The organism is Parvibaculum sp. (assembly GCF_002684405.1).
Taxonomy (GTDB): domain Bacteria; phylum Pseudomonadota; class Alphaproteobacteria; order Parvibaculales; family Parvibaculaceae; genus Parvibaculum.
Window position 1 is genome coordinate 1 of the sequence record NZ_NYVD01000151.1, and the last position, 8,847, is coordinate 8,847.

Annotated in this window: 9 protein-coding genes; 5 read left to right on the forward strand and 4 right to left on the reverse strand. The window is 61.3% G+C overall.

The window, feature by feature from the left end; all coding sequences use genetic code 11:
• The 3 genes from CMI59_RS14155 to CMI59_RS14165 form a co-directional block, all read left to right on the forward strand.
• Window positions 1-684, forward strand: a 684-nt coding sequence (locus tag CMI59_RS14155; RefSeq protein ID WP_293328887.1) for a sigma 54-interacting transcriptional regulator, incomplete at its 5' end; no start/stop codon positions are given.
• 139 nt (window positions 685-823) lie between these two features.
• The gene (gene flhA, locus CMI59_RS14160; protein WP_293328894.1) at window positions 824-2,887 is read left to right on the forward strand and encodes a flagellar biosynthesis protein FlhA; all 2,064 of its coding nucleotides are present in this window, start codon (window positions 824-826) and stop codon (window positions 2,885-2,887) included.
• Window positions 2,888-3,111: 224 nt separating this feature from the next.
• A complete protein-coding gene (locus CMI59_RS14165) occupies window positions 3,112-3,438 on the forward strand; it encodes a hypothetical protein (RefSeq protein ID WP_293328888.1) in 327 nt (108 codons plus the stop codon).
• A 72-nt stretch (window positions 3,439-3,510) separates the two neighbouring features.
• Here CMI59_RS14165 and CMI59_RS14170 read toward each other — a convergent pair whose 3' ends face one another.
• From CMI59_RS14170 to fliI, 3 genes are all read right to left on the reverse strand, one after another.
• Complete coding sequence (locus tag CMI59_RS14170; RefSeq protein ID WP_293328889.1) at window positions 3,511-3,996, reverse strand: YajQ family cyclic di-GMP-binding protein; 486 nt, start codon at window positions 3,994-3,996, stop codon at window positions 3,511-3,513.
• Between the two features lie 89 nt (window positions 3,997-4,085).
• Window positions 4,086-4,496, reverse strand: coding sequence for a flagellar export protein FliJ (gene fliJ, locus CMI59_RS14175; protein ID WP_293328890.1), 411 nt, complete (start codon window positions 4,494-4,496; stop codon window positions 4,086-4,088).
• Window positions 4,496-5,833, reverse strand: a complete 1,338-nt coding sequence (fliI, locus tag CMI59_RS14180; protein ID WP_293328891.1) for a flagellar protein export ATPase FliI — start codon at window positions 5,831-5,833, stop codon at window positions 4,496-4,498. The genes fliJ and fliI overlap by 1 nt, the downstream gene beginning before the upstream one ends.
• Window positions 5,834-6,170: 337 nt before the next feature.
• Between fliI and ctrA the strand changes: the two genes are divergently transcribed.
• Window positions 6,171-6,884 carry a response regulator transcription factor CtrA gene (gene ctrA, locus CMI59_RS14185; RefSeq protein ID WP_167090362.1) on the forward strand — a complete coding sequence of 238 codons (714 nt, stop codon included), beginning with the start codon at window positions 6,171-6,173 and terminating at the stop codon, window positions 6,882-6,884.
• 117 nt (window positions 6,885-7,001) lie between these two features.
• Here the strand turns inward: ctrA and chpT are convergent, their stop codons facing one another.
• Window positions 7,002-7,649, reverse strand: a complete 648-nt coding sequence (gene chpT, locus CMI59_RS14190) for a histidine phosphotransferase ChpT (RefSeq protein ID WP_293328892.1) — start codon at window positions 7,647-7,649, stop codon at window positions 7,002-7,004.
• 256 nt (window positions 7,650-7,905) lie between these two features.
• On the opposite strand from chpT, the gene cysQ reads away from it, so the two are divergent.
• Window positions 7,906-8,733, forward strand: a complete 828-nt coding sequence (cysQ, locus tag CMI59_RS14195; RefSeq protein WP_293328893.1) for a 3'(2'),5'-bisphosphate nucleotidase CysQ — start codon at window positions 7,906-7,908, stop codon at window positions 8,731-8,733.
• Window positions 8,734-8,847 lie beyond the last annotated feature (114 nt).

Genomic DNA, 8,847 nt, shown 5'->3' on the forward strand with positions numbered 1-8,847 from the left:
CAGGCGAAGCTCCTGCGCGCAATCCAGGAGCGCGAAATCGACCGCGTCGGCGGCAAGACGCCGATCAAGGTGAACATCCGCATCGTCGCGACATCGAACCGCGACCTTGCCGCGGAAGCGCGCAACGGCAACTTCCGCGAAGACCTTTTCTACCGCCTGAACGTCGTGAACCTCCAGCTCCCGCCGCTGCGCGAGCGCCCGGCCGACATTCTGGCGCTGTCGAAACACTTCATCACGCATTTCGCCCATGCCAATGGCGTCGCCGAACGTCCCTTCAGCGAGGAGGCGGAAACCTTCCTGACCCGTCACCACTGGTCGGGCAATGTGCGCGAGCTGGAAAACACCATGCATCGCGCCGTGCTTCTCGCCACCGACGACGAAATCGGCATCGACGCCATCCGCCTGCCAGACGGCTCGCGCATCGACGCCACGCCGCAAGCCGACGTCGCCCAGCGCGCCGCCGCTGTGGCGGATGCAACGGCCCGTTCCTTCGTCGGCAAGACAGTCGCCGAAGTGGAACAGAACCTCATTCTCGACACGCTCGACCATTGCCTGGGCAACCGGACCCATGCCGCCAATATTCTCGGCATTTCCATCCGGACCCTGCGCAACAAGCTCAAGGAATATTCCGAGCAAGGCGTCCGCGTGCCGCAGCCCGGCGAACTCCGCGCCCATGCCGGCTGATAAGGCCGACCGGGATATCCAGCCCTGATTTACGAAACCCCTTTCTGAAGAAAGACCGGCAATGAGCGAAGCGAGTGCGGCTGAGGCGAAGACGGGAGGCGGGCTGGGAACAGCCTTCAACCTGCGCGGCATAACGCCGATGAGCATCATGACGGCCATGGCCAAGCGCGGCGATCTCGCGCTCGCGCTGGGTGTGATGACGATCATCGTCGTCCTCATCCTGCCCATGCCGGCTTTCCTGCTGGATTTCTCGCTCGCCATCTCCATCACCTTCTCGGTGCTGGTGCTGATGACGGCGCTTTTCATCCAGAAACCGCTGGAATTCAGCGCCTTCCCGACCGTTCTTCTGATCGCGACCATGCTGCGCCTCGCGCTCAACCTTGCCTCCACGCGCCTCATTCTCGGCCATGGACATGAAGGCACCTCCGCTGCCGGTCATGTCATTCAGGCCTTCGGCAGCTTCGTGATGCAGGGCAATTTCGTGATCGGCGTGATCGTCTTCGCGATCCTCGTCATCGTGAACTTCGTCGTCATCACCAAGGGCTCGGGCCGTATCGCGGAAGTGGCCGCCCGCTTCACCCTGGACGCGATGCCCGGCAAGCAGATGGCGATCGACGCCGACCTGTCCGCCGGACTGATCGACGAAAAGGAAGCGCGCAGCCGCCGCACCGATCTCGAAAATGAAAGCTCCTTCTTCGGCGCCATGGACGGCGCCTCGAAATTCGTGCGCGGCGATGCCGTGGCCGGACTGCTCATCACCTTCATCAATGTGATCGGCGGCATCATCGTCGGTGTCGCGCAGAACAACCTGACCATGGGCGAAGCCGCCCACACCTACACGCTGCTGACGGTCGGCGACGGTCTCGTCAGCCAGATCCCGGCGCTCATCGTCTCCACGGCGGCGGGCCTTCTCGTCTCCAAGGCAGGTGTCGAGGGCGCCGCCGACGAAGCGCTGTTCGACCAGCTCTCCGGCTACCCCCAGGCGCTCGGCATGTCGTCCTTCGTGATGGCGACCATGTCGATCCTGCCCGGCATGCCGACATTCCCCTTCCTGCTGCTCGCCGGGGCCTCGGGCGGACTGGCCTGGTATCTCGCCAAATCGCGCAAGGAAACGGCGGCGGCCGAAGAACTCGCCGTCCAGCAGGAAGAGGACAACAAGCCCATCCCCGAAGAACCGATCACCTCGGCGCTTCGCATGGACGAGCTGCGTCTTGAAATCGGCTATGCGCTGCTGCCTCTCATCAACGGCAAGGACAGCCGCAAGCTCACCGATCAGATCAAGGCGCTGCGCCGTCAGATCGCACAGGATATGGGCTTCGTCATGCCGTCGGTCCGTATTCTCGACGACGTGCAGCTCGGCTCCAACGACTACATCTTCCGCGTCAAGGAAGTCGAAGCCGGCAGCGGCGAAGTCTATGCCGGCCAGCTCCTCGTCATGGATCCGCAGGGCAGCCAGATCCAGCTTCCCGGCCTCCACACGACCGAGCCCGCTTTCGGCCTGCCCGCAACCTGGGTGGACGAAGGCTTGCGCGAGGAAGCTTCCTTCCGCGGTTACACGGTTGTCGATCCGCCCACGGTGCTGACCACGCATCTGACCGAGATCATCAAGGACAACATGGCCGACCTCCTGTCCTATGGCGAGGTACAGAAGCTGATCGACGAACTGCCGAAGGAACACAAGAAGCTGGTGGACGATCTCGTGCCGTCCCAGATCACCGTCACCGGTATCCAGCGCGTTCTCCAGACGCTGCTCACCGAGCGCATCTCCATTCGCGACCTCCCCGCCATTCTCGAGGGCATCGCCGAAGCGGTCGGCCACACGCAGAACCTGACGCTCATTACCGAGCATGTGCGCGCCCGGCTCGGACGGCAGATCTGCGCGGCCCACACGGATGACAAGGGGTTCCTGCCGCTGGTTACCCTGTCGGCGAACTGGGAACAGGCTTTCGCCGACGCGCTGGTCGGACAGGGCGAGGAAAAGCAGCTCGCCATGCAGCCCTCGCTTCTCCAGGAGTTCATCCAGAACATGCGCGCCAGCTTCGAGGACGCCGCACAAGGCGGCGAGATCCCGGTCCTGCTGACAAGCCCCGGCATCCGCCCCTATGTGCGCTCCATCGTGGAGAGGTTCCGCCCTCAGACCTTCGTCATGTCGCAGAGCGAAATCCATCCCCGCGCCAAACTGCGGACCGTCGGCACGATCTAACCTGCGTTATGATTAACGCCGTCGCGCCGGAAAGCCCCGGTTTTCCGGCGCGATGACGCTTTTGCAACGCATGCGGACAGTCCGGCGGCAAGCTTTGCACTGGACCCTGTCCCATTTTTGGATAGGCTTGCCCCCGTTAGAGAGGTGCACGCTGCCAGGTGGCGTCAGCGGCACCCTGTTCGCCGGGCGGGGTTTCCCGGCAGTGCATCAAGAGGGGGTATTCCATGGATACGGTACAGGACGTGCTGAACACTGCGCTGACCTGGGCACAACAAGGCTTCGACAACGTCAATTCCATTCAGGGGCTCATCATCGCGCTCATTGCGGCGTTCCTGATGACCCAATACAGGCGCATTTTCGTGTTCGCGATCGGCGCCACGCTTGTCCATGAGGCAATCAACATCGGCCGCCGCGTGCTTGCAGATGCGCCGAACCCGCTTCCGGACTATCTCAATCCGGACGTGCTGAAACTCGTGGCAATCCGGTTTGTCGGCTATCTCATCGCCATCAGCCTGATCTATCTGGTGCGCCGGCTCTTCTTCAGGCGCTGAGAGCGCTTCGATCGAACGACAAAGGCCCGGCACCTTCCAGTGCCGGGCCTTTTCACATCCATATAAAGACGATCAGTCGCGGAAATTCACATATTGAAGCGGCTGCTCCAGTTTGAGCCCCTTCACATGCTGGATCGCAGCCTGAAGATCGTCACGCTTCTTGCCGGTCACGCGCAATTCGTCGCCCTGAATGGCGACCTGCACCTTGACCCCTGACGATTTGATCTCCTTGGCGATTTTCTTCGACAGATCGCGATCGATCCCCTCGCGGATGACCACTTTCTGGCGCACAGCCTGACCCGCGGCCTTTTCAGGCGTCTTGTAGTCAAGCACACCCGTTTCGATCCCGCGCTTTGACAGATGGCCCTGAAGGACTTCATGCATCTGTTTGAGCTTCAGATCGTCATCGGCATTGATGGTGAGTTCGTGCTCGTTACGCTCCAGCGTGCAATGCGATCCCTTGAAGTCGTAGCGCTGCGAGATTTCGCGCTCCACATTGGAGATGGCATTGTCGAATTCGGCCAGGTCGGTCTTCGAGACGATATCGAATGAAGGCATGAGGTTGGGTCCGCATCTCGTTATTCGTGAAGCGGACAGTCTAACGCTCTTGGCCCTCGATGGAAATTCGGCTCCGAAAGACGGATACCTCAGCTGCGGCGATGAATTTGCAGCGCGATCTCATCGAGCGCCGCCTGCTCCAGACGCTGGGTCTGCTTTTGCATCTTGCGCTTGCGGCTTTCTTCCATGAGTTCGTATTTCTTGAGTTCACGGAAGGCGGCGGCGAGCTCTTCCTGCGCCGCGCCGAGCTGGACTTCCAGATCGGCTATCGACTGCAGAATATTGGTCCGGCGCTTCTGCACCGATTTGGCGAACATCGGATAGGCGAAGTGCGCCTCGTCGGAAATGCCCGCCTTTTCCTGTTCCGCCAGCACCTGCGCTTCCAGCTCGCGCTCCTTGTTGCGGAATTCGGTCAGCAGCAGCTCGATCTCCGCGACCTTGCGGCGGCGTTCATCGACCTGAAATTTGTGGAGCCGGATCAGGGATTCGCGATTTCGCATTACTCATCCTCCTCCGGCACAGCCGGATGATCCGCGAGAATTTCCGCAAGCCGCGCATAGCCCTGCTCGAGCGTCATCGCCTCGTCCTTGCGCTGTGCTAGGAACGCGTCGAGCGCCGGCTGGAAATGGATCGCCTCGTCCACCTGCGGGTCGGCACCGGGCCGGTAGGCACCAAGCCGGATCAGTTCTTCCATGTCGTCATATGTTGCGAGCAGATTGCGGGCGCGGCGAATGAGGAGGTTTTCCTCCTCGCTGTTGCAGCCCGGCATGGTGCGCGACACCGATTTCAGCACATTGATCGCCGGATAGCGTCCACGCTCGGCAATCGAGCGTTCCATGACGATATGTCCGTCGAGAATGGACCGTACCGCGTCGGCCACCGGCTCATTATGGTCGTCGCCATCCACCAGCACGGTGAAAAGGCCGGTAATGGAGCCACTCCCCGTCCCGGGTCCCGCGCGCTCGAGAAGTTTCGGCAATTCCGCGAATACGGTCGGCGTATAGCCCTTGCTGGTCGGCGGCTCGCCGGTCGCAAGGCCGATTTCGCGCTGTGCAATGGCAAAGCGGGTCACGCTGTCCATCATGCAGAGCACATCCTGGTCCTTGTCGCGAAAATATTCGGCAAGCGTCAGCGTCATGAGCGCGGCCTGACGGCGCATAAGCGCCGGCTCGTCGGATGTCGCCACAACCACGACGGAACGCGCCAGCCCCTCAGGGCCCAGATCGTCCTCGATGAATTCCTGCACTTCGCGGCCGCGTTCGCCGATAAGGCCGATAACGGAGACGTCGCAATCGGTATTGCGCGCCAGCATCGACATCAGCACCGATTTGCCGACGCCGGAGCCTGCGAAAATGCCCATGCGCTGCCCGCGGCAGCAGCTGATGAATGTATTGAGCGCCTTGACGCCAAGATCGACCTTGCCCCGCACCCGCTGACGCAGATGGGCAGGCGGCGGCGCATTGCGTAGCGGACACGGCTCCGCCCCTTGCGCGATCGGCCCCTTGCCGTCGATCGGCTCGCCCATCGCATTAACGACGCGGCCGAGCCAGGCGCTGGAGGGATAGACATGCGGTTCCTCGGCACACAGCTCCGCCTTGCAGCCGACACCGATCCCCGTCAGGGGACCGAAAGGAAGGCAAAGCGCATGATCGTCGCGAAAGCCGACCACTTCGCAGACGACTTCGTCACCCGCGCGCGTGGTCACCGAAAGGCGGCTGCCCACGCCCATGGCATGCAGCGGCCCGGCCACCTCCACCATGAGGCCCTGGATGCTCGCCACCCGGCCATAATGGCGGATGCCGGGGATCGTCGAGATTTCTGCCGTAAGTGCCCGCACCTTGCCTGCTCCTGTAGAGAGCTGCCGGCGAGGCGGAAAGCCCCTCCGGCCGGATTGAGGCGCATTATCGACTGCAAGACTTTAAGACGGCGTAAACCCTGAAAAAGCCCGTGGTGAGCCAAATTGAAAATCCAGGTTCCATAACCGCAGGGATCATGGCAATCCCATGGCATAATCACTGTTTTTGGATGGCTGCGAGCAAAACTAGATAAAATTTTCATAATTTTTTTGCTTGCGATTAACCTTTATTAACCAAATCGCCTTACCTTCCCTAACATCGATTAACTGGGCCAATGGTGCCGGGTGGATGGCTGGCCTTGTCTCAAAGGGGGCACTCATGCGAGTTCTGCTCATAGAAGACGATAGCGCGACAGCGCAGAGCATCGAGTTGATGCTGAAGTCTGACGGCTTCAATGTGTATACGACCGATCTGGGGGAAGAGGGCGTCGATCTCGGCAAACTCTATGACTACGACATTATTCTTCTCGACCTGAACCTGCCCGATATGAGCGGTTACGAGGTCCTGAAGCAGCTGCGCGTAGGCAAGATCACCACCCCGATCCTGATCCTTTCCGGCCTTGCCGGCATCGAAAACAAGGTTCGCGGCCTGGGCTTCGGTGCCGACGACTACATGACCAAGCCGTTCCACAAGGACGAGCTGATCGCGCGCATTCACGCCGTGGTGCGCCGCTCCAAGGGTCATTCGCAGTCGGTCATCAATACGGGCAAGCTGACCGTCAATCTGGATACCAAGACCGTCGAGGTGGAAGGCAATCGCGTGCACCTCACCGGCAAGGAATACCAGATGCTGGAACTCCTTTCGCTGCGCAAGGGTACCACGCTCACCAAGGAGATGTTCCTGAACCATCTCTATGGCGGCATGGACGAGCCGGAGCTGAAGATCATCGACGTCTTCATCTGCAAGCTGCGCAAGAAACTCGCGGCCTCGACAGGCGGCGACCATTATATCGAGACCGTGTGGGGACGGGGCTATGTGCTGCGTGACCCGGCGGAGAACAGCGTTCCCGCCAAGGCGACCGCAAGCGCCTGATGGAGAGCCGGGGGGCTCCACTGTCACGCAAGGTTGAGAAAAAAGGGGCGTCTCCCGCGGGAGACGCCCTTTTCTATTGTCTTATTCTATTATCTTAGGTGCCGGTAAATGCCGGGGTCAGCCTTTGGGCTTCGCCACGATCGCGAAATCCTCGCCTTCCATGCCCGCCTCGATATCGAGGCCGAGCGACCGGGCCACCGCGCCGGTGAAATAGGGCTGCGCGGCGCGGGCATCGAGAAAAGCCTCCGTGTCGGGACCATGCAGGAAACGCGAGGTCTCGTCGGGAATACGGGCCGCCTGCCCGATCGAACGCACCAGAATGGTCGGTGCGGAAATCTCGCCTTCGATTTTCACGACGACCTCGCCCCCCCGCGGCACCGCGGCCATGCCGATGAGCACCATGTTGAGCAACAGCTTCACATAGTCCTTGCCCATATTGGCGGCGGGCGCTTCCCAGACGATCTTGACGCGGTCCCCGGCCGTCATCGCCTCGATCACGGCGCGCGCATCGGCCAGATCGATCTCCGCACCGGCAGAGCCTGCGGCGCCGAAAGCCAGACGCGCGAATTGCAGCTTGGCGGAGGCCTGAGCGGCGCTGTCGGTGATGAGCTTGATCGCGTGCGCACGCATCTCCTCATCATCGTCCTCGGCCAGAACTTCGAGCCCATTGACGATCGCCCCTACCGGGCTGATGACGTCATGGCAAACCCGGCTGCACATCAGCGCCGCCAGTTCCAGCGCCGGCACTTCGGTCATTTCAGTCATTTTGCCCCGCGAGAAGTGTGGAATCCCCGTTTAGCCCCGAACCGTTCTTCATGGCGCATTCGCCGGAATGAAAACGGCTCCGTCTCATCGATGTCGAGCCGGATCGGCTCCAAGCCTTTGAAATCTGATAGCATCGCAACGCGGACAAAACCAGCCCGACACCCTTTCGTTCCATGGACCTATCATGGCTTGACCCTGCACCGGTCCGGTGCTGTTCTCCCGCATCTTCGAACCGCCAGCCGGAGGATCCCGCTTCGTGACAGCGTCCAGCCCTGCCCCTGCAACCGACCGAGGAACGCTCGCTCGGGAATTGCGCCGCATCGCCCTGATAGCGGGCGCCGCCATCATGCGCCATTACGCGACCGACTTCGAGGTGAAGCAAAAGGACGATAACAGTCCGGTCACAGCCGCCGATCAGGAGGCGGAGGATATTATCCTGCGCGAGCTGGCAAAGGTAACGCCCGACATTCCGGTCGTATCGGAAGAAAAGGCCGCCGCCGGCTACATCCCGGAATTTTCCAACCGCTTCTTCCTGGTCGATCCGCTCGACGGCACCAAGGAATTCGTGAACAAGAACGGCGAATTCACGGTCAATATCGCGCTCATCGAGGATCGCGTACCTGTCGCAGGAGTCGTCTATGCGCCTGCCAAGAACAGGCTTTTCCTCGGCTATGGCCCCGGCCAGGCTTACGAGCAGGAGCTGGCACCGCATGCAGAAGGGCTGATCGAGGGCGCAGCCGAACCAAGGCGCATTTCCGTTCGCCGTCCGTCCGAGGAAGGCATGGTCGTCGTCGCCAGCCGGACCCATCGCGATCAGAAGACGGACGAATATCTGAGCCTCTACAAGGTGAAGGAATTTCTGGCTGCGGGCTCGTCGCTGAAATTCTGCCTGGTCGCAGCGGGCGAAGCAGACATCTATCCCCGCCATGGCCGGACCATGGAATGGGACACCGCAGCCGGTCATGCGGTCCTGGCAGCCGCCGGCGGCTCCGTCACCCAGCTCGACGGCACGCCCCTGCTTTACGGCAAGACCGAGCGGGGCCTCGACAACCCCTTCTTCGTCGCCAAGGGCTCGCTCGCCTGAGCGGTTCTGCAACATTCGATAAAAAGTCAGGGCCCGCCTCGTTTCCGAAGCGGGCCCTTTTCGTCCAAGGCGGTGCTGTCGAGGCTGCCCCAAAGTCGACTGAAGAATTGCGGC